This window comes from Ruegeria sp. AL11 (genome assembly GCF_056540865.1).
Map to the genome: position 1 here is coordinate 17025 of NZ_JBQFXO010000004.1, position 23361 is coordinate 40385.

At 58.7% G+C, this 23361-nt stretch carries 18 protein-coding genes and 1 pseudogene; 9 read left to right on the forward strand and 10 right to left on the reverse strand.

The features are described 5' to 3' along the window. The first annotated feature begins 6 nt into the window (after positions 1-6). The 7 genes from melA to ACR0IP_RS07645 are packed head-to-tail and all read left to right on the forward strand — an operon-like array spanning position 7 to position 8146. Complete coding sequence (gene melA / locus ACR0IP_RS07615; RefSeq protein WP_480524774.1) at positions 7-1347, forward strand: alpha-galactosidase; 1341 nt, start codon at positions 7-9, stop codon at positions 1345-1347. Between the two features lie 55 nt (positions 1348-1402). Continuing rightward, positions 1403-3112: an IlvD/Edd family dehydratase gene (locus ACR0IP_RS07620; protein WP_480524776.1), complete on the forward strand. Its 1710-nt coding sequence runs from the start codon at positions 1403-1405 to the stop codon at positions 3110-3112. Then, on the forward strand, positions 3112-3876 hold the full coding sequence (locus ACR0IP_RS07625) for an SDR family NAD(P)-dependent oxidoreductase (protein WP_480524778.1): 765 nt from the start codon (positions 3112-3114) through the stop codon (positions 3874-3876). Before ACR0IP_RS07620 ends, ACR0IP_RS07625 begins: the two co-directional genes overlap by 1 nt. Before the next feature lie 4 nt (positions 3877-3880). Continuing rightward, positions 3881-4774 (forward strand): 2-dehydro-3-deoxygalactonokinase, encoded by an 894-nt coding sequence (locus ACR0IP_RS07630; RefSeq protein WP_480524780.1) that lies wholly within the window; start codon positions 3881-3883, stop codon positions 4772-4774. Further along, a complete protein-coding gene (locus tag ACR0IP_RS07635) occupies positions 4771-5376 on the forward strand; it encodes a 2-dehydro-3-deoxy-6-phosphogalactonate aldolase (protein WP_480524782.1) in 606 nt (201 codons plus the stop codon). The genes ACR0IP_RS07630 and ACR0IP_RS07635 overlap by 4 nt, the downstream gene beginning before the upstream one ends. Continuing rightward, a complete protein-coding gene (locus ACR0IP_RS07640) occupies positions 5373-6233 on the forward strand; it encodes an SMP-30/gluconolactonase/LRE family protein (RefSeq protein WP_480524784.1) in 861 nt (286 codons plus the stop codon). Before ACR0IP_RS07635 ends, ACR0IP_RS07640 begins: the two co-directional genes overlap by 4 nt. Next, positions 6230-8146: a beta-galactosidase gene (locus ACR0IP_RS07645; protein ID WP_480524786.1), complete on the forward strand. Its 1917-nt coding sequence runs from the start codon at positions 6230-6232 to the stop codon at positions 8144-8146. The genes ACR0IP_RS07640 and ACR0IP_RS07645 overlap by 4 nt, the downstream gene beginning before the upstream one ends. A 10-nt stretch (positions 8147-8156) precedes the next feature. Here the strand turns inward: ACR0IP_RS07645 and ACR0IP_RS07650 are convergent, their stop codons facing one another. From ACR0IP_RS07650 to ACR0IP_RS07695, 10 genes are all read right to left on the reverse strand, one after another. Further along, positions 8157-10118: a beta-galactosidase gene (locus ACR0IP_RS07650; RefSeq protein WP_480524787.1), complete on the reverse strand. Its 1962-nt coding sequence runs from the start codon at positions 10116-10118 to the stop codon at positions 8157-8159. Then, on the reverse strand, positions 10115-11761 hold the full coding sequence (locus tag ACR0IP_RS07655; protein WP_170690534.1) for an amino acid ABC transporter permease: 1647 nt from the start codon (positions 11759-11761) through the stop codon (positions 10115-10117). The genes ACR0IP_RS07650 and ACR0IP_RS07655 overlap by 4 nt, the downstream gene beginning before the upstream one ends. A 65-nt stretch (positions 11762-11826) precedes the next feature. Then, positions 11827-12576, reverse strand: a complete 750-nt coding sequence (locus ACR0IP_RS07660; protein ID WP_419740815.1) for a basic amino acid ABC transporter substrate-binding protein — start codon at positions 12574-12576, stop codon at positions 11827-11829. Between the two features lie 27 nt (positions 12577-12603). After that, on the reverse strand, positions 12604-13644 hold the full coding sequence (locus ACR0IP_RS07665) for a LacI family transcriptional regulator (RefSeq protein WP_170690533.1): 1041 nt from the start codon (positions 13642-13644) through the stop codon (positions 12604-12606). Then, positions 13645-14391, reverse strand: coding sequence for a sugar phosphate isomerase/epimerase family protein (locus ACR0IP_RS07670; RefSeq protein ID WP_170690532.1), 747 nt, complete (start codon positions 14389-14391; stop codon positions 13645-13647). An 80-nt stretch (positions 14392-14471) separates the two neighbouring features. Then, entirely contained in the window at positions 14472-15554 is a 1083-nt protein-coding gene (locus ACR0IP_RS07675; RefSeq protein ID WP_170690531.1) for a sn-glycerol-3-phosphate ABC transporter ATP-binding protein UgpC, read from the reverse strand. 3 nt (positions 15555-15557) lie between these two features. Beyond that, complete coding sequence (locus ACR0IP_RS07680) at positions 15558-17213, reverse strand: alpha-amylase family glycosyl hydrolase (RefSeq protein WP_480524790.1); 1656 nt, start codon at positions 17211-17213, stop codon at positions 15558-15560. A 9-nt stretch (positions 17214-17222) separates the two neighbouring features. Then, positions 17223-18371: a carbohydrate ABC transporter permease gene (locus tag ACR0IP_RS07685; RefSeq protein WP_170690529.1), complete on the reverse strand. Its 1149-nt coding sequence runs from the start codon at positions 18369-18371 to the stop codon at positions 17223-17225. Between the two features lie 4 nt (positions 18372-18375). Further along, complete coding sequence (locus ACR0IP_RS07690; RefSeq protein WP_170679951.1) at positions 18376-19383, reverse strand: carbohydrate ABC transporter permease; 1008 nt, start codon at positions 19381-19383, stop codon at positions 18376-18378. A 55-nt stretch (positions 19384-19438) separates the two neighbouring features. Beyond that, on the reverse strand, positions 19439-20797 hold the full coding sequence (locus ACR0IP_RS07695) for an ABC transporter substrate-binding protein (RefSeq protein ID WP_480524793.1): 1359 nt from the start codon (positions 20795-20797) through the stop codon (positions 19439-19441). 216 nt (positions 20798-21013) lie between these two features. Here ACR0IP_RS07695 and ACR0IP_RS07700 point away from each other — a divergent pair, with 216 nt between their 5' ends. Beyond that, the gene (locus ACR0IP_RS07700; RefSeq protein ID WP_170481250.1) at positions 21014-22051 is read left to right on the forward strand and encodes a substrate-binding domain-containing protein; all 1038 of its coding nucleotides are present in this window, start codon (positions 21014-21016) and stop codon (positions 22049-22051) included. Continuing rightward, positions 22048-23349: pseudogene (locus ACR0IP_RS07705) on the forward strand (GH1 family beta-glucosidase); the annotation flags it as partial. The gene ACR0IP_RS07700 and the pseudogene ACR0IP_RS07705, both read left to right, overlap by 4 nt. Positions 23350-23361: the final 12 nt, after the last annotated feature.

The window sequence follows — 23361 nt, forward strand, 5'->3', positions numbered from 1 at the left end:
TGCAAAATGACCAAAATCACCTTTATCGGCGCGGGTTCCACGATCTTCATGCGCAATATCGTGGGCGATGCGCTGCTGACCCCTGCCCTCGCCGACAGCCATTTCGCGCTCATGGATATCGACCCGCAGCGTCTGGCCGAAAGCGAAACCGTGGCGCGAGCCATGATCCGTTCAGTCGGCACCGGAGCTACGGTGACCACCCACACTGACCGCCGCGCGGCGTTGGAGGGGGCTGATTTCGTCATCACCGCCTTTCAGGTCGGCGGGTATGAACCCTGCACGGTGACGGATTTCGAGATCCCCAAGCAATACGGTTTACGCCAGACCATCGCAGATACGCTCGGGATCGGAGGGATCATGCGCGGTCTGCGCACCGTCCCAGTACTGTGGGGTGTGGCTCAGGATATGATGCAGCTCTGCCCGAATGCGACGCTGTTGCAATATGTGAACCCGATGGCGATCAACACCTGGGCTCTGGCCGAGCAATTCCCGGACCTGAAACATGTCGGCCTATGCCATTCGGTACAGAATACGGTCGAAGAACTCGCTCACGACCTAGACCTGCCCAAGGATGAAATCCGCTACAAAGTGGCAGGCGTGAACCATGTGGCCTTCTTCCTGCGGCTGGATCATCTGGGTCGCGACCTCTACCCGGCGTTGCGCAGGGGCTATGCGCACGGTACTCTGCCCAAACCACCTCTGTTGATGCCACGTTGCCCCAACAAGGTTCGGTATGAGGTGATGGACCATCTGGGCTATTTCTGTACTGAGAGCTCGGAACATCTGGCAGAATATGTGCCGTGGTTCATCAAGGACGGTCGGCCCGACCTGATCGAACAATTCTCGATCCCGCTGGATGAATACCCAACCCGCTGTGTCGAGCAGGTCGCGGATTGGAAAGAACAGGCCAAGACACTAACAGACGGGCGCGATGTCTCGGTTGTTCGCAGTCACGAATTCGCGGCGGACCTGATGAACGCCGTCGTTACAGACACGCCCTATACGGCCTATGGAAACCTGCCCAATACGGGTCAGATCCCGCAATTACCCATGGGCGCTGCGGTGGAAACCCCCTGTCTGGTCGATTCAAACGGCGTTCAGCCCTCGGTCGTTACCGACATCCCGCCGCAACTGGTGGCGCTGATGCGCACCCAAATCAACGTGCAAGAGCTGACCGTCCGAGCGCTGACCGAGCAAAACACCGAATACATTTACCATGCTGCCATGATGGATCCGCATACCGCGGCCGAACTGGACCTGCGCCAAATCCGCAGCCTTGTCACGGACCTTCTGACCGCGCATTCGGACTGGCTGCCCGACTGGTGCCGCCCACTTCGCGCCGCATGATCTTCAATTCATCACGAACCTCAATTCCAGCCTCAGCCAAAGAACCAAAGCCAGAATGACAAAGAAACGCCGCTCATCTCATTGGTACGGAAAACTCGACAAAGACGGGTTCATCCACCGTTCCTGGATGAAAAACCAAGGCTTCCCTGACCACGCCTTTGACGGGCGCCCCGTCATTGGCATCTGCAACACGTGGTCTGAACTGACGCCCTGCAACTCGGGCTTGCGAGATCTGGCCGAAGGCGTGAAGCGCGGTGTGTGGGAGGCTGGGGGCTTCCCGGTCGAATTCCCGGTCATGTCACTGGGCGAGACCCAGATGAAACCCACCGCCATGCTGTTCCGCAATCTGCTGGCCATGGATGTCGAAGAATCCATCCGCGCCTATGGCATTGACGGCGTTGTTCTTCTGGGCGGGTGTGACAAGACCACGCCAGGGCAGCTGATGGGCGCCGCCTCGGTCGATCTGCCCTCGATCGTGGTAAGTTCCGGGCCGATGCTGAACGGCAAGTTCAAGGGCAAGGATATCGGATCGGGCACCGATGTCTGGAAATTCTCGGAAGAGGTCCGCGCAGGTGAGATGACGCTGCAGGATTTCATGAACGCTGAATCCGGCATGTCACGCAGCGCCGGGGTTTGCATGACGATGGGCACGGCTTCGACCATGGCCTCGCTGGTCGAAGCGATGGGCATGTCTCTGCCCACCAACGCCGCCCTGCCCGCAGTTGACGCCCGCCGCATGGCGCTAGCACACCTGACCGGCAAGCGGATTGTCGAGATGGTGGACGAAGACCTCAAACCCTCTGACATCCTGACCAAGGAAGCATTTGAGAATTCCATTCTAGCCAATGCCGCCGTGGGCGGCTCGACCAACGCCGTGGTTCACCTGCTGGCGCTGGCAGGTCGGGTTGGTGTGGATCTGACGCTAAAGGACTTTGAAATCGGCTCCGAGATTCCCCTGTTGGTCAACTGCATGCCGTCTGGCACATACTTGATGGAGGATTTCTGCTACGCGGGCGGCGTGCCTGTGGTTCTGAATGAACTCAAGCCCTTCTTACGCCCTGCGAAAACGGTTCTGAACAAAGATATCTCGGCTCACTACGAGGGGGCAGAGTGCTACAATCGCGACGTGATCAGGCCCTTCGGTGACCCGGTGAAGCCCGCAGCCGGTCTGCGCGTTCTGCGCGGCAACCTTGCCCCGAACGGAGCCATCGTGAAACCCTCGGCAGCGACGGATGAGTTGCTGGAAACCGAAGCAGAAGCCTTTGTTTTCGAAAGCATCGAAGACCTGAAGGCCAATATCGACCGCGAAGACCTGCCTGTGACGGCCGAGACCATTCTGGTTCTCAAAGGGTGTGGACCCAAGGGCTATCCCGGCATGCCCGAGGTCGGCAACATGCCGGTCCCGGCGAAACTGGTGAAAGAAGGCGTGCGCGACATGATCCGCATTTCGGACGCGCGCATGTCCGGCACCGCCTTCGGTACTGTCATCCTGCATGTCAGCCCCGAGGCGCAGGCCGGTGGCACATTGGCATTGGTCAAGACCGGCGACCGCATCCGCGTCTCAGCCAGTAAGGGAGAGCTTGAGCTGCTGGTTGACCACACGGAACTCGACACCCGCCGCGCGGCTTGGCAGCCGGAGGCGCCGCATTACACGCGCGGTTACGCCCGACTTTACATCGACCACGTGCTGCAAGCCGATCAGGGCGCTGACCTTGATTTCCTTGTCGGCAAAGACACACGCCTCGTTACAAGAGAGAGCCACTAATGGACCAACCTGCTGTATTCCAGGACCTCAAAGGGGCCTCAGTCTATATCACCGGTGGTGGCTCGGGCGTTGGCGCTTCGCTGACCGACGGGTTCATGGCGCAAGGGGCCAACGTGGCCTTCATCGGCCGCTCGGACGCAAGTGCCTTTGTGGAAGAAATGCGTGCCAAACACGGTCGCGCGCCCTTGTTCATGCAGGGGGATATGACCGATACGGAACTGTTGCACGCCACAATGCAGAAGGCCGCCGAGGCCCATGGACCGATCAAAGTGCTCGTCAATAACGCCGCCAACGATCAGCGCCACTCACTGGATGAGACGACCTCTGAATTCTGGGACTGGATGATCGAGGTGAACCTCAAAGCCTATTATTTCGCCTGTCAGGAAGCCGCGCGGCAGATGGAGAATGGCGGCTCGATCATCAATTTCAGCTCGATCAGCTACATGATGGGCAACGCGGGCTATCCGATCTACACGACATCTAACGCGGGCATCACCGGGATGACCCGCTCGCTGGCGCGCGAGCTTGGACCGAAACGCATCCGCGTCAACGCACTGGCCCCCGGTTGGGTTCTGACGCAAAAGCAGATGGACATGTGGGCCACGCCCGAAGATTTGGCGGCACATTTGGATCGCCAATGCCTGAAAGAACATCTAAAGCCCGACGACATGATCGGACCCACCTTGTTTCTGGCCTCGAACGCCAGCCACGCCATGACCGGACAATGCATGGTTGCTGATGGTGGCGTCGTGGTAACGGGGTAGAGTTATGAAACCAGAATGGATCGCAGCGGACTGGGGCACCTCGCACTTGCGCGTCTGGGCGATGGAGGGGTCGACCCCTATTGACCACGCCCAGTCAGACATGGGCATGGCGCGCGTCTCCAAAGGCGGGTTTGAAGACGCCCTGTTGGCATTGATCGAGGGCTGGTTGGACAATGCCCCTGTCGATGTCGTCGCCTGCGGCATGGTCGGCGCCCGTCAGGGATGGGTTGAAGCACCCTATGCTGCTGTTCCAACCGCGCCTGTGCAGGGCGTTCCGATCCGCGTGCCCGCCACCGACCCTCGGATCCGTGCTTTTGTCGTGCCTGGTTTGAAACAGGTGTCCCCGCCGGATGTGATGCGCGGCGAAGAAACGCAGATCGCGGGATTTCTGGATACGCACCCCAACTGGGATGGTGTAATCTGCTTGCCCGGCACTCACACAAAATGGGTGCAGGTCAGCGCGAACGAGGTCGTCAGCTTCCGCACATTCATGACCGGAGAACTGTTCGACCTGCTGAGCGGTCAATCGGTCCTTCGACACTCGGTACGCGAAGGTTGGGATGAGGCCGCATTTGCTGAGGCTGTCGAAGATACTCTGTCCAAACCCGAACAGCTTGCCGCACGCCTGTTCAGTCTGCGTGCTGCAGATCTGCTGCACGGGCAGGATGGCAGCACGGCCCGCGCGCGTCTGTCTGGGCTATTGATTGGGGCCGAACTTGCGGCCTCACGCCCCTATTGGCTGGGTCAGCAGATCGCGATCATCGGGGCCGAGGGGCTATCGGCCGCCTACGCGCAAGCGCTGCAACCGCAAGGCGCGTTTGTGGAGATGGCCGACGCCACCACATCCACTCTGGCCGGGTTGAACAAAGCCCGCAATATGACAAGAGAAACCGTATGAGCCGCCCTATTATTGCCATTCTGCGAGGGTTGACCCCCTCGCACGCCGAGAAAGTCGGTCGACTTCTGATCAAAACCGGGATCGACCGGATCGAGGTGCCGCTGAACTCACCGGATCCTCTTGAGAGCATCGGGATTCTGGTCGAGGCTTTCGGCGATCGCGCCCTAATCGGCGCGGGCACGGTGTTGACACCCGAACAGGTTGAGGCCGTACGGGATATGGGCGGCAAGCTGATTGTCTCGCCCAATGCCGATCCTGATGTGATCCGGCGCAGCCGTGAACTGGGGCTGCAATCCTGGCCGGGCATCTTCACCCCGACCGAGGCCTTTTCGGCCCTCAAAGCGGGTGCAACCGGTTTGAAGCTGTTCCCCGGTTCCTTGGCAGGCCCCGCAGGCCTGTCTGCTTTGCGGGCGGTCTTGCCAGAAGGCACGCAGGTCTTCGCGGTTGGCGGCGCGGGCACAGACAACTTCGACGAATGGATCGCAGCCAGCGCGGACGGGTTCGGCATCGGGTCGGCACTGTTCAAGCCCGACATGGAGATCGCGGAAATCTCGGAACGCGCCATCCGGATCGTAGCCGCCTATGACGAGGCCGTTGCATGAGCGTCACTTTCGACGACCGCCCGTGTATGCTGGGCGAAGGCCCCCTCTGGCATCCCGAGCGGAAGCAGTTGTTCTGGTTCGACATCCTCGGCAAACGCCTTCTGACCCGTGAAGGCGAGGCGCAGAAAAGCTGGGATTTCGACGAATATGTCTCGGCCGCAGGCTGGGTGGAGCGTGACACTCTGCTGATGGCCTCCGAAACCGGGCTGTGGCGGTTTTCGCTGGTCACGGGTGAGAAATCACTGGTTGTCCCGCTAGAGGCTGAAAATCCCGTCACCCGCTCGAATGACGGCCGCGCCGATCCGTGGGGCGGGTTCTGGATCGGGACGATGGGCAAAAGCGCGGAACCCGGTGCTGGTTCAATCTACCGGTTCTACAAGGGCGAATTGCGCCGTTTGGTGCCGGGTATCACCATCTCGAACGCGATCTGTTTCGCTCCGGACCGGTCCTCCGCCTTCTACGCTGACACCGCAAGACGACAGGTGATGCGGTGGGGTCTGAACTCCGAAACAGGCTGGCCCGAAGGAGAGCCTTCGGTCTTTCTGGATCTGAACGAAGACGGTTTGAACCCGGATGGCGCGGTGGTTGATACCGCCGGGAACATCTGGATCGCTCAATGGGGCGCGAGCCGGGTCGCGGCCTATGATCAGGCGGGCCAGTTCCTGTGCGCAGTCACCATTGACGCCGCCCATACATCCTGCCCCGCCTTTGGCGGAGACGACCTGACGACGCTGCTCTGCACAACCGCCCGCCAAGGGCTGAGCGCGGAAACGCTTGAAACACAACCCACGAACGGAATGACCTTTGCCGAGCCGAACGCAGGCCAGGGTCAACCGGAACACAGAGTCCTTCTATGACCCCCGAACTTGGCGTTTGCTATTACCCCGAACACTGGCCCGAGGCTGTTTGGGCCGAAGATGCCGCGCGCATGGTCGAAACAGGCCTGAGCTGGGTACGCATCGGCGAATTCGCCTGGAGCCGGTTGGAACCCTCGCCCGGAGATCTGCAATTCGACTGGCTTGATCGCGCGGTCGAGGTATTGGGATCGGCCGGTTTGAAGGTGGTTATGGGGACACCCACAGCGACGCCTCCGCGCTGGATGCAGGACAAACACCCCGATATGCTGGCCGTCGACGCCCAAGGTCAGCCGCGTAAATTCGGGTCGCGTCGGCACTATTGCTTCAGCCATGCGGGCTATGTCGACGAGTGCGTCCGCATCGCCCGGATCTTTGGCGAACGCTACGGCCACAATCCGCATGTGGCGGCTTGGCAAATCGACAATGAATATGGCTGCCACGACACCACGATCAGCTACAGCGCCCCTGCGCTCGCAGCGTTTCGGCGGTGGTTGGCGGATCAATATGGCAGTATCGACGCCCTGAACGAGGCTTGGGGCAATGTGTTCTGGTCGATGGAATACGACCACTTTGACCAAATCGACCTGCCAAACCTGACTGTGACCGAGCCGAACCCAGCCCATGTTCTGGCCTTACGACGCTTCAGCTCGGATCAGGTGGTGGCCTTCAACAAGGCTCAGGCCAATGTGTTGCGCCCGCTGACCGATGCACCGCTGTCGCATAACTACATGGGACGTGTGCTTGAGTTCGACCATTTCGATGTCGGTGCGGACCTCGATATCGCTACCTGGGACAGCTACCCGATCGGCTTCTTGTCGGACCGGTTGGAGGATGACGCCAAACACAGGGCCAAATTCCTGCAACAGGGCGATCCGGATATGCAGGGCTTTCACCATGACCTCTATCGCGCAGTTGGCCGTGGTCGTTGGTGGGTGATGGAGCAACAGCCCGGCCCTGTGAACTGGGCCCCTTACAACCCCGCCCCCCTGCCCGGCATGGTCCGGCTGTGGTCGCTTGAGGCCGTCGCCCACGGGGCCGAGGTGGTGAGCTATTTCCGCTGGCGCCAAGCACCATTTGCGCAAGAGCAGATGCACGCCGGATTGCTGACACCAGACAGCCGCGCGGCCCCCGGTCTGGCCGAGGCGCGCCAGACGGCGGACGAACTGAAGGCCATCGGTCCGGTGCACCAGAAACAGGCGCAGGTTGCGATCCTGTTCGACTATGCCTCAGATTGGGCGTGGACCACGCAGCCGCAGGGCGCAGGTTTTGACTATTTCCGGCTGGTATTCTCGGCCTATCGCGCTCTGCGTCGGGCCGGGCTGTCGGTAGATATCGTTTCACCTCAGGACCTGCCGAAAGGTTACGAGGTGATCCTTGCGCCAGGGCTGGCCACAATTGATGCCGAGTTGGAAGCGCGTTTGGCAGAGGCCTGCGACCTTGCCATCATTGGCCCGCGCAGCGGCGCAATCACCCGCGATTTTCAGATCCCACTGTCAGGTCGCCCCGGCCTTGATGCGGTCGATTGCCATGTCGATCTGGTTGAAACCTTGCCGCCGAGTGTCAAACGCCCGGTCGAAGGGGGCGGAGCGACGCAGCACTGGATCGACCGTCTGTCCGGAGACGGGGCAGACCTCTTGCGATTTGAGGACGGGACTCCGGCCGTGAAAGCGGGGGACGGTGTTTGGTATCTGGCGGGTTTCCCCGACGAGGCGCTCTGGGATCGACTCATCGGACTTGCGGCGCACCACACCGGGCTGAATTTGCAGCCGTTGCCCGAGGGCCTACGGCTTCGGGAAACGGCCGAGCATACGTTCCTGATCAACTATAATGCCTATCCGGTTGAATGGAACGGGCACACCATTGCGGGCTGCGACGTTGTAGTCCTCGAAAACAGCGCGTCATCGAAAGGCTGAACCGGGCGCGCTATTCCGTCCAAATCGCAAGGTTGTGAGGGGCGACCGGGTCTTCTCCGACCAGAAGCTTGCGCTTTGAGTTCTCAGGCAGTGGTTGATCTTGATCGCCGAAATTGAAGGCAAAGCGCAGGTCCCCGCGTCGGGTGAGCCTCAGGTCCTGATGCGTTTCAGCGACCTCCAGCCCCGCCCAATCCAACACGTCGCGCAGAATGTCCTGCAACAACGCGCCGCTCGGGACCATCGCAAGATAGGTCGCCCGGTCCGAGCGAATGACCGCCGGACTGCCATTCTGATATCGGCTGACAAATTGACCGATAACGTCTTCACTTGTCTCGATAATTTCGCGCCAACCCGTGAAGGGAAGCGGGTTTTGGTTGCCCAACTGTACCGCTTCTTCCGCAAGATCGGGCAAGGACTCGACACGCAAAACACGAACACCTGTCAAATCGCTCAACACTCCCGGTGCGAGTGTGTCCGGGCTGTGCATATCTGGCGTCTTGCTGCCCGACCGGGCGCCGATCAACAGTTTCGCTGACGTCGCCTGAAGTCTTGAGGCCAAGTCGTCGCTGACAATCATGTTCTGCGGCAAAACAATCAAAGCATAGCCATCAAGGTCATCTTCCGGCCCGACAAAATCCAGATCGACGCCGAAACCGCGCAAACCCGTGTACCACTCGCGCAGGATGTTCGTATTAGGAAACTCATCGTCATGCGGCAGGATTTCTGCAGCCCAGATCGACATATAGTCGATCAACATGGCAACTTGGGCCTTCTGTCTTTTGGCGGGCGGCAAAGCCGCGCGATCCTTCACCACCTGCGCCAGCTCGACCGCTGCCTGATCCGGACTGCCATCTGACCGTAAGAGAGCGGTGTGGAACTGCTCCTGAGCAAACTTGGCCTGCCGCCAGCGAAAGAACATCACCGCCTGCGCGCCATGGGCATAGGCCGCCCAGGTCCACAGCCGGACTGCTCCATCTGCGGGTGACGGGTTCTTTTCCGCCCAATCGACGGGACCGGGTTGCTGCTCCAGCACCCACATACGACCGCGCCCTTGAGAGCGATAAAGATCGCAGTGAAACCCCTGATAGTCCGGTGCCCCGGTTCGCAAGTAGCGGTGCTTGTCCTGATCAGAAAGGGATGATCCCAGCAGATTGCCCAGCGGGTAGCTGTCGAAGCCAACGATATCCAGATCGGCGGCCACCGCGTGGTGATCATACTCGAAACTGCCCGCCATGAAGTTATGCGTGATGTCCCGGCCCGGCGAATGCGCCCGAAGAATATCCACCTGCGCCTTGTTGAACAGCCGGACCCGGTCCGAGGAATAGCGCGCGAAATCCAAAGACTGCGTCGGGTTCGGGGTCGCAACCAGGCTGTTTGGCAGCTCAATCTGGTCAAAGCTTGCATATTGTGTGCCCCAGAAGACCGTACCCCATCTCTGGTTCAATTCTTTAATCATGCCATAGCGATCTTGCAGCCAGCGGCGAAACCCGCTGCGGGCAGCGTCGGAGTAGCTGAGGACGGTGTCGTGGTCATTGTATTCATTATCAATCTGCCATGCGTGAACATGCGGGTTTTGCCCATAGCGCCGGGCATATTCGGTGGCGATCCGTTTGGCCTCCTCAAGGTAGACATCGCTGGAGAAGCAATAGTGCCGACGCGATCCGAAACCGCGCACGCGACCGTCAGGGCCGACGGGCAAAATCTCCGGGTACGCGTCGATCAGCCATTTGGGGGGCGAAGCCGTTGGAGTAGACATCATGACCCGCAGGCCAGCCTCACCCAATATCCCGATCACCTCATCCAACCAACCCCACTCGAAGTGACCGCGCCGGGGCTCGATCAGGCCCCAGGTGAACTCTGCAATCCGCACCCAATCGAGGCCCATTTCGACCATACGCGCAGCATCGTCTCGCCATTGGGACGGCTCCCATTGCTCGGGGTAGTAGCAAACCCCCAGTTCAAGTTTGCTCATCTGGTGTCCTTCGCGGTTCGCCGCTCGATCCATTTCAGGAAGCTGGCGCAGCCCAGAGTGATCACGACATAGAGGATCGCCGCTGTGTTAAAGGGTGCAAATGGCAGGAAGCTGGAGGCCTGAAACTCGCGCATGCGTTGGGTCATGTCGCGCACAGACAGGATCGACAGCAGAGAGGTGTCTTTGATCATCGCGATGAACTCATTGCCCAGGGGCGGTGTCACGATCCGCAAGGCTTGCGGCAGTACGATCAGCCGCGCGGTTTGCCAGCGCGACAGGCCCAGAGAGCTGCCAGCCTCGAGCTGGCCTTTGGGTATAGCTTCGATGCCGGATCGGAAAATCTCGGCCATATAGGCGGAATACCCAACCGAAATGGCGATGATCCCGCGGGTCATGTTGGTCATGTCGATACCACCGCCGGTGGCATCCTTGACCGCGCCTGCCAGAGGAAGGCCAATATAGAGGATGATCACCAGCATCGGAATTCCGCGGATCGTGTCCACGAAAAACTCGGCCCCGACCGCAAGTGGGTGCAGTTTGTGCTGAGCCCCACCCACCGTCAGTGTAAGCAAAAGGAAACCGAAAACGGCAAAGGCCAGACCCGGGTTTCGGAACTTGTCCGGCAGAAAGCTGGTTTGCCAGATCACCGGATAGCCCTGCGTATGGGCCTCAACCGGAACAAACGCGCCCGAGACGCTGTCGACGGTCTCAATCTGTTCCAATGCGGATGCAGCGTCCGGGGCGCTCCGGATTCGGACTTGCTGATCGCCGCCGCCTTCGAATTCGCCGAAGCGGATCACATCGGCCTGCGCCTGAGGGGTACCGCGCACAATGGCAATACGGCCCTCGGTATTGCCGACAAGGACATAGCTGACTTTGGGCTGCATGAAGAAAAAGGTGGATACTGCAAGCAACGCTAGACTGATCGCGCCATAGACCATCGTTGTCCGGGCCTTTGGCTTGAATGACTGAAGCCCGACCCAGATCAGGCCAAGGATCGCTGCGAAGATATAGGCAAAGATCGCCGCGCGGAACGTGATGGCGACGCCTGTTGCGAACTGCCAATGGGCCATAAACATCAGGTAGAACAGCGCGGCGCCCGTCAGAATTTCGAACCCAAGCTGCACGCGTCCGCGCAAAGGTTTCGCCAAACGGATAGAGATCAGGCATAGCGCGACGATCACGGCATAGACCGCTAGAAGGATCTGCAGGCCGCTTTGAACTTGTGCCACTACTTCGGGAAACAGAACCCAGGTTTGGTTGGAGCGGTCAATCAGGGTCGAGGTATTCTCGCTGAGCGCATGAAAGAAGACGGACTCGGCAAAGGGCATCAGGACATCCGGGGCAACAAAAGCCAGAATGGACAGGCCAACCGCCGCCGGAAACGCCACCAAAGCGGAAATCCGAAGCCATGCGGGCGCTTGCGCTTCGAACCGGGTGTGGCGGGCGCAAAGATAACCGAGGATCGCCGTCGCAAGGACCAGCAGGAACCCCACGAATATCGGCCCCGCATTGTTGCCGATCCCCAGAATGGCGACCAGAGATCGCAGGTATTTGGATGAGGTGGCAAACAGATAGATGATAAACGGCGCGGCTGCGAGCAACACGAGGTTGCTCGGGCGGATCGAGCTGAGGCGCGACATGGGGTTCTCCGCTAAGTCAAAGCCCCGGCGGCAGAACCCGCCGGGGCTGGAAGGGGTTCAAAGGATCAGTTGGTGCCCCAGTATTTGGCTTTCAGCTCATCCAAAGTGCCGTCTTGCTGAATTGCGGCTAGACCTTCGTTGATCGCATCGACGGTCGGATCGCCTTCCTGAAACACGATGCCCAGAGGGTCGGATTGCAGACCCGTTATGCCCACGGTCAGCTCGCCCGCGAACTCTTGCTCATACGCGGTGGCGGAAGTTCCGTCGATAATCACACCTTCGACGTCGGCGTTCTGCAACGCCAAAATGGCGGCTGAGAAGTTGTCATAGAGGCTGACATTCTCGCGCCCGACCAGCTCTTCCGCCAGTTGCGCGTTGGTTGTTCCGGTTTGAGCGGCCAGTTTCAGACCTCCGGCTTTGAAGTCATCCAAGGTCGTGTCGCCCTTGTCGACTTGCAATAGGATGGCCTGGCTGACCACAATATACGGCTCTGAGAAATCCATGGTCTCTTCCCGTTCAGGCGTGATCGAAACACCCGAGATGACCAGATCGAACTCACCTTGCTGAAGGGCTGCGAAGATGCCGTCCCACGCGGTGTTGACGAAATTCGGCACGCAGTTCACGCGCTCGCAAATGGCGTTCATCACGTCGACGTCAAAGCCCACAATCTCGCCCGTTGTCTCATCGACGGTCTCCATCGGCGGATAGGTTGCATCTGTTCCGATCTTCAGAACGCGTCCTTCCAAATCGGCGGCAAAAGCGGCCGGGACCGTCATCGTGGCAACGGCTGCAGCGGCAAGTAGATGTTTGAACATGTTCGGATTCTCCTTTGTTGGGTCAGGTCAGATCGCCGGGTTCGGCGGAGGTGTGTCAGGTTGCCGCTCGATTAACGTGGCCCTGATCTTCTTTTGAATTTCAGACGGATCGGCCCCGTCCAGTGATTTTAACATGAACGCGCCCAGCAACCGGCTGGTCTTGTCAATCGGCACGTAATAGGCACTGGGCGCCGGTACGAAATACTTGCTGAGTTGGAGGTCATCGGTCGAAATGACCACAACATCGCGCCCGACCCTGATGCCATCTTCGGCGGCGGCTGACAAAACGCCCAATGTCATCGCCTCGTTGGCGCAGATGATGCCGGTCGGGCGGTCTGCGCGTTGCATCAGGCTGCGAAAAGCCTCTTGGCCGCTTTGCGCCGTTGTGGGGCCGTTGTAGATCAGATAGGGTTGAACGGGCACGCCCGCCGTCTGTAGTGCGGCGGCATAGCCAGTCTGACGCTGTCCAGTGTAAACCAATTCGGCGGGTGGATTGATGAGAGCAATTCGTCGATGACCTAAACGCAACAGCCGCTCTGTCGCGTCGCGCGCCGCGCTTTTGCTATCGAAATCGACATAGGGATGAGGTTCAGAACTGTCGCTCATGCCATAGGTTACAAAGGGGAAATTCTGGTTTTGTAGATAGGCGATACGCGGGTCGTTATGTCGAGTGCCCGAAAAGATCACCCCATCCGCCGAGCGTTCCTGTACGATCGCGCGTAGGGCGGCCATCGCGTCGTCCAAATCGGCCACGCTGCACACGCTCAGCTCATAGCGTGACCCCTGCAATGCGGTTGAGATACCAGCCACAATTCGGGTGAATTCTACGCCCTCCCACTCCTCGGTGGCGTCGGTGGAGACGCCCACCAGTACCGCGATCCGGTAGGATTTGTTCGTGCGAAGCTTCAGCCCGGCAAGGTTCACTTTGTAACCCTGCTCCAAGGCCACTTTCTGTATCTCTTCACGGGTTTCGCGTTTGACCGAGTCCTCTCCGCGAAGTGCATTGGATACGGTCCCGACGGAGTAGCCTGTCTGCTTGGCGATAGACTTGATCGTTGCGCGGGCCATCTAGATACGACCTTTCAAAAGGTCGGTCAGAAAGCGCCTGCCTGTTGTAAGCGCCGTCGCCGGGCTCGGCGACTCGTCATGCTCAACGAAAAGATCTGAACAGGCCGTTCGATCCAGCGCGTTAAGAACCGCGCTCCAGTCTATGTCGCCCTGCCCTAAATCCCGCCACCTAGCGTCGCCCTTTTGGCTGGAATCCACGTCCTTAGCATGCACTGAGACCACACGGTCGGCATAGCGCTCAATCATCTCAACCGGGTCCAGGTAGGCCGCCCCTAGCCAACCGATATCGGGCTGCCAAAAGACGTTTCCCTTCTCCATGATCATCTCCAACGGCGTCTGCGAGGGGTACCCGACCAGGTCGAAATCGTGGTTGTGATAGGCCAGCCGAACGCCCGAGCCTGACAGTTGCGCAGCCAATTGTGATAACTGGCCCGACACAGCCTTCCATCCCTCGGCAGTGTCGGGCCGCGCCTCTGGTGCCAGCCAAGGCATGACGGCAACCGGGCACTCCAATCGTTCCAGAAGGTCCTGAATTTCGGGTAAACGCCCCTCGAACTCTTCCCAGTCGAAATGCGCCGAACGCACCCGTAGGCCCGATTGCGCAACGATCCGGGCCATCTGAGGCGCCGTCAGGTCGTGCAACCCAGTCGTTTCGACATCTGCATAGCCACAGGCCACCGCCAATTGCAGTTGATCGCCTAGATCACCACAATTCCGGACAGTATATAGCTGCGCAGAAACCCGCATTTACCACCATTGAAACGTTTCAATAATGGTTGAACGGGGTTGTATGAGTTGTCAAGCGGCTTGAAGCCGCGCGCGCTGAATCACTTGCGCATAGACAGGCCGTTATGGAACAGGTGCACTTTTTCCGGTCGTGCTGTGACCGAAACCTGCTGCCCGCGAAGGTTTCTTTGAATACCAGGCAGTTTGGCGATGACCTGATCCGCGTCGTTGGATTTGGCAAAATAGAGTAGAGTCACCTCACCCAATGCTTCGGTGAAATCAACCTCACCGCTCAGGAGCGGGTCGCTATCCGTCAAAGTGAAATCTTCGGGCCGGACGCCGATGCTTACCTGCTTGCCTTCATCCTCGGGCCCGGTCGGGATCGAGGAAATCGCTGAGCCTCCGCCCTCCAAAGCTATCGTCGTCATCTGTCCAGTGCCTGTGATAGTTCCGGGTAACAGGTTCATTGAAGGCGAGCCGATGAATTGGGCCACGAACTCATTGTCCGGGGTTTCATACAGCTCAAGCGGGGTGCCAACCTGGGCAATACCTTTGTTGGCCAGCACAACGATGCGGCTGGCCAAGGTCATCGCTTCGACCTGATCATGGGTCACATAGATCATGGTGCTGTCGGGCATCGCCTCTTTGAGGCGCGCAATCTCAATCCGCGTGGCGACGCGCAGCGCTGCATCGAGATTCGAGAGCGGCTCATCAAACAGATAGACCTTGGGGTCTCGCACAATCGCTCGCCCGATCGCGACGCGCTGGCGCTGACCACCAGAAAGGGCTTTGGGTAGGCGATCAAGATATGGGTCCAATTGCAGAATTTGAGCCGCGCGCTCAACAGCAGCGTCAATCTCTGCGGCGGGTCGCTTGGCGATCTTAAGCGCAAAAGACATATTCTCGCGCACGGTCAAATGCGGATAGAGGGCATAGGACTGGAACACCATCGCGATGCCGCGCTGCGCGGGCGGCACGTCATTCATGACCTGACCTTCGATCTCCAGCGTACCGCCGGTGATCTTCTCCAGCCCCGCAATCATCCGGAGCAGAGTGGATTTTCCGCATCCGGACGGGCCGACAAAGACGATCAACTCGCCCTGCTCGATATCCAGATCAATGTGTTTCAGGACATCAACTGGTCCATAGGATTTCGCCACATCTGTGAGTTTGAGTTCCGACATGACTTACCCCTTGTCCCTGCGCATCAGGCAGAATTCGGCAGGTTGCAGCGTGACGCGACCTTCACCCGTGACACTGCCAATGTCCTCACCAATTGCCTGCCAGCTGCCCGAGGGCAGATCGACCTGCCCCGCCCCTCGTCCCAGATTAAAGGCGCAGAACACCTCTTCGCGGGCGTTTTCGCGGCGGAACATCAGGATCGGGCCGACTTGCACCATCTCTGATTGCGCCCCCGCAGCCAGCGCCGGATGCTCATGTCGCAGAGCAATCGCGCGGCGATAGTGGTGCAGCATGGATTGGTCGTCCGCCTCCATACGATCAACCGCACGTTCGGACTGCGTATCACTAACAGGCAACCATGGCTCGCCGGTGCTGAAGCCCGATTGTTCATCCTGAGTTGCCCAGACCATTGGCGTCCGGCATCCGTCACGGCCTTTGAACTCAGGCCAGAATTCAACGCCATAGGGGTCTTGCAAGCGTTCGAAGGGCACGTCGGCCTCAGGTAGGCCCAATTCCTCGCCCTGATACAAACAGGCCGAACCGCGCAGGCACATCATCAGAACCGCGTGTTGGCGCGTTGCTGCATCGCTGAGGTCCCAGCGAGAGGCATGGCGTTGAACATCATGGTTCGAGAACGCCCAGCAAGGCCAGGCATCTCCCGCCTTGGCCTGAAGCTGGTCAAACACCTGCTTCGCGTAAGCTGCTGTCAACGCGCGTTTTTCCAGGAATTCGAACGCATAGCACATGTGCATACGCGCATCACCCGAGGTGTATTCCCCCATGATCTCAAGCCCGCGCTGCGCGTCACCGACCTCACCCAGACAGGCTCGGCCTTCGTATTCGTTGGTCAGCGCCCTCAGTCGTTCCAGGAAGGCGATGTTTTCCGGCTGACTTTTGGAATAGAGGTGATTCTGGTGGTTATACGGATTCACCGCAGGCGCAATCGAGGCATTGCGCTCTTCAACCGGCAGCGCGGGGTTATCGCGCAATTGCTTGTCGTGGAAATAGAAGTTGATTGTGTCCAGACGGAAGCCATCGACCCCCATCTCGAGCCAGAACCGGGCCACATCCAGCAGCGCGTCCTGAACCTCTTCGCAGTGGAAGTTCAGGTCCGGCTGCGAGGTCAGAAAGTTGTGCAAGTAGTATTGCAGGCGGCGCGGGTCCCACTGCCAGGCAGACCCCCCAAAAATTGACAACCAGTTGTTCGGCGGCGTCCCATCCGGTTTGGGGTCGGCCCAGACGTACCAATCGGACTTCGGGTTGTCCGTTGACGCGCGGCTTTCGGTAAACCACGGGTGTTGATCCGATGTATGTGACAACACCAGATCAATCATCACTTTCAGACCCTTTGCGTGGGCCTGATCCAGTAGCTCTTGGAAATCCTCAAGCGAGCCGAACATCGGATCGACATCACGATAATCGCTCACGTCATAGCCGAAATCCTTCATCGGCGACTTGAAGAAAGGCGAAATCCAGATCGCATCGACGCCGAGCGAGGCGATATAGTCGAGCCGTTGGGTGATACCCTTCAGATCTCCAATCCCATCGCCATTGCTGTCCTGAAAGCTGCGCGGATATATCTGGTAGATCACGCCGCCGCGCCACCACTCGGATGTCGCTTTGGTTGAGTTCGAAAGCTCTACGGTGTTTTGCACGTTCATCAGACGCCTCTATTTGACGGATCCGGCCAACAGGCCCCGGACCAGGTATTTTTGCATTGCGAAGAACACGACCAGCGGCACAAAGATCGACACAAAAGCCGCCGTCGCGAGGATTTCCCAGTTGCCGCCTCGTGTGCCCAAAAGCTCGACGATGCGGTTTGTCATAACTGTGGTCTGGCCGGTCGCATCGATCAGGAAGACCTTAGCGACCAGCAGGTCGTTCCATGTCCACAGGAACTGAAAGATCGCGAAAGAGGCCAGCGCCGGGAAGCTGAGCGGCAGGATCAGTTTGGTGAAGATTTGAAACTCGGTCGCGCCATCGACACGGGCGTTCTCGATCAGATCCCGAGGCAACCCGGCCATGTAGTTACGCAGCAGGTAAATCGCCAGTGGCATACCAAAGCCAGTATGGGCCAGCCAGACGCCCAGATAGCCTTTCCCGATCCCGATGTTCAGGTGGAATTTCAACAGCGGGATCAGCGCCAATTGCAAGGGCACAACCAACAGTCCAACGACGGCCGCGATCAGCAGTGCACGGCCCGGAAACTCCATCCACGCCAGCGCATATGCTGCGAAGGCCGCAACGAGGATCGGGATGATCGTCGCTGGTATCGTCACCGTCAACGTGTTGAAGAAGGCTTTGGCCATACTGTCCGAACTGCTCTGATCCAGCAGGACTTTTCGATAGTTGTCCAAGGTGAACTCGGGCGGCAATTCGGCTGTGACGAACACGCGCGCGCCTCGGTTTCCGGTGAACTCCTCGGTGTTCTCCATCCTGTAGGCGCCGTCCGCATCAACAGTGATCGTGCCCCCTCGACGCAGCTCGGCCGTGTCGCCGGGGACAAAGGCATCAACCTCACGGGCACTGATACCCCAGTTCGAGATCTTGACCTGCTCGTCATCCCCGAAAAGCTGGCCTTCGATCACGTAAAGGCCATTCTCCAGCACCTGTTTATCAGGTGCAGCACTGCGCAGGGTCAGGTTCTGCTCGGACGGAAAGATCGACCGCCACCAGCCACTTCCCGAGATCTGATCCGCAGTCCGGAAAGATGAAATCAGCAGGCCGAGGGTCGGAATCACCCAAAGCACCACCAGAAAGACAACCGAGGCATGGACGACCCAGCGCAGTGCCGGTTTGGTTCCTGCAATATCGCTCATGGCCTCACTCCATTTCCTTGCGCGCATTGCGCACGTTCCAGATCAAGATCGGAGTGACCAGCAACATGATCACCATGGCCGAGGCCGACCCCACCCCCCAATCATTGGCGCGGAACAGCTTGTCGTACATGTAGTTGGCCAGCACCTGCGTCTCCCATTGACCGTTGGTCATGGCAAAGACGATGTCGAAGACCTTGAGAACGGTGATCGTGATCGTCGTCCAGACCACCAGAATGGTGGTCTTGATTTGAGGCACTTTGATCTTGAAGAAAATCTGGAACGGGTTGGCACCGTCCAGAATGGCGGCCTCGACCGTTTCCTCGGGGATGCCGCGCAAGGCAGCCGACAGGATCACCATGGCAAATCCGGTCTGAATCCAAACCAGAACAATCATTAGGAAGAAACTGTTCCAAAACGGAACGGTCAGCCACGTTTGCGGCTCAGTCCCGCCGAAAAAGATATAGAGGGCGTTTAGGATACCGATCTGATCTTGTTCCGCCGGGCGGGCGTCATAGACCAGTTTCCAGATCACCGAGGCTCCCACGAAGGAAATCGCCATAGGCATGAAGATCAGCGACTTGGCAAAATTGCCCCAGCGGATGCGATCGGTCAGCTGCGCTACGAGCAGACCAAAACCCGTTGACATCGCGGGCACCACGATCAGCCAGAACATGTTGTTGCGCATGGCTTCCCAGAATTTCGGCTCTGCCGCCATCTGGGTGTAGTTGTCCAGACCAACCCATCTGTACCCGCCGCCAGGCACGCGCTCCGTGAGTGAAAGGCGCAGCGTCTCAACCACCGGATAAGCCAGATAGAGGCCAAGCGCCGCCAGCGCAGGGAACAGGAACAGCCAGGGCCGGATCATGTTCGCGCGGTTGATATTGCGCCCTGCGTTCGGCCCGCGCGGCGGGAACAGGACTTTGTCCAGAAATTGGTTCGAGATATAGAAGTAGCCCACGCAACCCGACACACCGATGATGATGGTCAGCAGGCCCTGAAGTGCCGGTGTCATGATGCCCTCGTCGGTTTGGAAACGGGGCAGCCGCATAGCCGCCCCATAACGTCAGTTACTTCGCGGCATCCCACGACGACTGGATTTCACCCGCAACAGTGCCCGCGTCCTTCGCGCCCGAGGAATAGTCGACCATGCCGGTCCAGAACGTCCCCGCGCCGACCGCACCCGGCATCAAGTCTGAGCCGTCAAAGCGGAACGTGGTGGCGTTGGTCAGAATCTCACCCTGACCGCGTTGGGTGTCATTGGCATAGTTCTCGGGGTTTGCCCCTAGATGCGGCGTCAGGAACCCGTCCTGAGACATCATGATCTCATGCGCAAATGGAGTTTTGAGGAACTCCATAAACACTTCAGTCGCCGGGCTTGGGTTTGTGATAGTGAACAAGGTGCCCGCGCCCAGAACCGGTGTGCCCAGATCTTTCTCAGCGTAGGCCGGGAAATAGAAGAAATCGGCATCCACGCCCAGCTCTGTCCCTTCCGGGAAATAGGCCGGAATGAACGAGGCCTGGCGGTGCATCATGCAGGCAGGCGGACTGTCAAACAGGCCCTTGGGGCTGTCACGGAAATCGATTGCAGCCGTGTCGTCTGCATTCCCAACCACATAGTCATCGTTGCGGGTAAAGCTGCCATATTCCTCGATCGCGGCAATCACGCGCGGATCGTCGAACTTCATCTCATTCGATACCCACTGGTCATAAACCTCTGGCGGTTGCGTGCGCAGCATCAGGTCCTCAACCCAATCCGTTGCGGGCCAACCGGTCGCGCCACCGGATGCGAGGCCGACGCAGAGCGGCGTCTCACCGTCTTCGACCATCTGATCCATAAGCGCTTTGAACTCTTCCATGGTCTCAGGGACCTCGTAGCCGAAGTCCTCGAAGTTCTCAGGGATGTACCAAACCAGAGACTTGACGTTCACGTTGAAGAAGAAGCCGTAGAAATCCTTGGCTCCGTCTGCGTTCTCAAAAGTCCCCAGATCGACCCAGGACTGACCGGCTGCGAAATTGTTCTTGATCCAATCCGCCGATCCTTCGGCAAGCGGCGTCAGATAGCCGTTCTTGGCCATGTTCGCCGCAAGGCCAGGCTGTGGGAAAACCGTCAGGTTTGGCGCTGATCCGGCTGCTGCGTCGATCAAAATCTGCTGTTCCAGCGAGTCCGAGCCGACATAGCTGGAGTTTGCGCCCGTTGCCTCATCGAAATAGGCGACCAGATTTTCGAAGGATTGCCCTTCACCTGCAAGCCAAGGGCCGAAAATGGTGAGGTCCTGACCGCTCAGATCATGAGCGTCTGCAAAAGCCTGAAACCCGTCCCAGTCAAAGCCACCCTCTCCAACGGGGTGGATCATTTGACCCTGTGCGTGAACTGCCCCGGCAGTCAGGGCAAACGTGGCCACACCTGCATACAGCGTGCGTTTCATGAAATCTCCTCCCAATACTCTCCAGCGCCTTCGCGTTACAATTTTCAAAGCGCTTTGAATGATTATTGTTATCCGCTAACATTTTTACTCTGTCAATGAGTCGTATTTTCGAATAAGTCAGAAAAACATGCTTGCCTGTTATCACAACAGGTTGGCCGGCGCACAAAACAGGACCTCACCAGTAAAGCCTTCGATTTGAAGGCGCTTTGACTACCTATGAACCTCAAGCAGCTCTCTGAAACACTGGGTCTTTCGCAAACCACGGTCAGCCGGGCACTAAACGGCTATCCTGAGGTCAACGCTGAAACACGTCTGCGGGTCGAGGCTGCAGCTGCCAAACATGGCTACCGCCCCAACAGTCGCGCCAAGGGGTTGGCGACAGGCAAATCCATGGTCATCGGTCACGTCATCCCCAGCTCATCAAGGCATGAAATGGTGAACCCGATCTTCGGCGATTTCGTCGCCGGAGCGTCAAAAACATATGCCGAGCACGGCTATGACATGATGTTCACCAACGCCGATGACACCTCGATCGAGGCGGCTTATCGCAATCTCTTTCAACGCGGGGCGGTCGATGGTGTCGTGCTTCAAGGCCCAAAGGTCAACGAGCCAAGGATCGAGGTTCTGACGCGGATGGCGGTGCCGTTTATCGTTCATGGCCGCTCAACCGGTGTGCAGGCTGCATATGACTGGATTGATGTGAACAACAAAAGTTCGTTCCAGCGCGCGACGCAGTTTCTGATTGATCTGGGCCATCGTCGCATCGCCCTGATCAATGGGCTGGAGGATATGGACTTTGCCCAACGCCGTCGCGCCGGATATCTGGACGCTCTACAGCAAGCCGGCTTGACGCCGGATGCCGCCTTAATGCGCAGCGCTGAAATGACCGAGGTCTATGGTCACCAGGAAACACATCAGATGCTGCAGATCGCAGAGCCACCGACCGCAATTCTAGCCTCGTCGATGATCACAGCCATAGGCGTGCGCCGCGCCTTGGAAGAAGCCGGGCTGCAGATGGGGCGGGATATTTCGGTCATCGCCCATGACGATGATCTTTCCTACCTGAAAAATGGTCAGGATGTGCCGATCTTCACAGCAACGCGGTCCTCCGTTCGGGACGCTGGCGAAATGGCGGCCGAGATGCTGATCCAACGGATCAAGTCTCCGGGTGCGCCGGTAAATAAGAGGTTACTTGAGGCCGAGTTGGTCGTCGGGCGATCAACCGGGCCTGCGCCCAGTGGGGTTCGACAATGAAATATACACGCAACGACTTCCCCGACGATTTTCTATTCGGCGTCGCAACATCCGCCTACCAGATTGAAGGCCACGCACAGGGCGGTGCGGGTCGGACGCATTGGGACAGTTTCGCAGCCACGCCAGGCAATGTCGTCGGCGCGGAAAATGGCGCACTCGCTTGCGATCACCTGAATCGGTTCGAAGAAGATTTTGATCTGGTTCAGGATGCAGGATTTGACTGCTATCGCTTTTCGACCAGCTGGGCGCGTGTATTGCCCGAAGGTCGAGGGCAAGTAAACCAAGCCGGGCTCGACTACTACGACCGCCTGGCGGACGCGCTGCTTGAACGCGGCATCCGCCCCTGTGCGACGCTCTACCACTGGGAGTTGCCTTCGACGCTTGCCGATCTGGGGGGCTGGCGCAATCGGGATATCGCCGGATGGTTCGCCGATTTCACTCAGGTGATCATGGGCCGTATCGGAGACCGCATGTATTCGGTCGCGCCGATCAATGAGCCTTGGTGCGTCAGCTGGCTCAGCCATTTCGAAGGCCTTCACGCACCGGGTTTGCGCGATATTCGTGCGGCCGCACGTTCGATGCATCATGTCCTTCTGGCCCATGGCAGCGCCATTCAAACAATGCGTAGTTTGGGCATGTCCAATCTGGGTGCTGTCTTCAACCTCGAATGGGCGGAGCCCGCTGATGATAGTGCTGCTGCTCAACGCGCGGCAGCACTCTATGACGGGATCTACAACAGGTTCTTTTTGGGCGGAGTGTTTAAAAAAGCCTATCCCGACAACGTGCTGCAGGGATTGGAGCCTCATTTGCCCGAGGGTTGGCAAGATGATTTCGACACAATCGGGGCACCGGTCGATTGGTGCGGCTTGAACTACTACACCCGCAAGTTGATTACCTCGGCAGACAGCACCTGGCCAAGCCTGACCGAAGTGCCCGGCCATCTGTCCAAAACCCAGATGGGTTGGGAAATCGACCCCGACGCCCTGACCCGTTTCCTGAAAAGAACCGCAGAAGACTATACCGGTGATCTTCCGATCTATGTTACAGAGAACGGCATGGCGAGCGCCGAGCGCCAGCAGGACGATGAGCGCATCGCCTATCTGGACGATCACTTGACGGCGGTGCAACAGGCTTTGGCTGCGGATGTTCCCGTGAAGGGGTACTTCATCTGGTCTTTGCTGGATAACTACGAGTGGGCCTATGGCTATGAAAAACGGTTTGGATTGGTAGACGTGGATTTTGAGACGCTGGACCGCAGCCCCAAAGCCTCCTTCGCTGCCGTAAAGGCCGCACTTTCCGAGGGTGCCGCC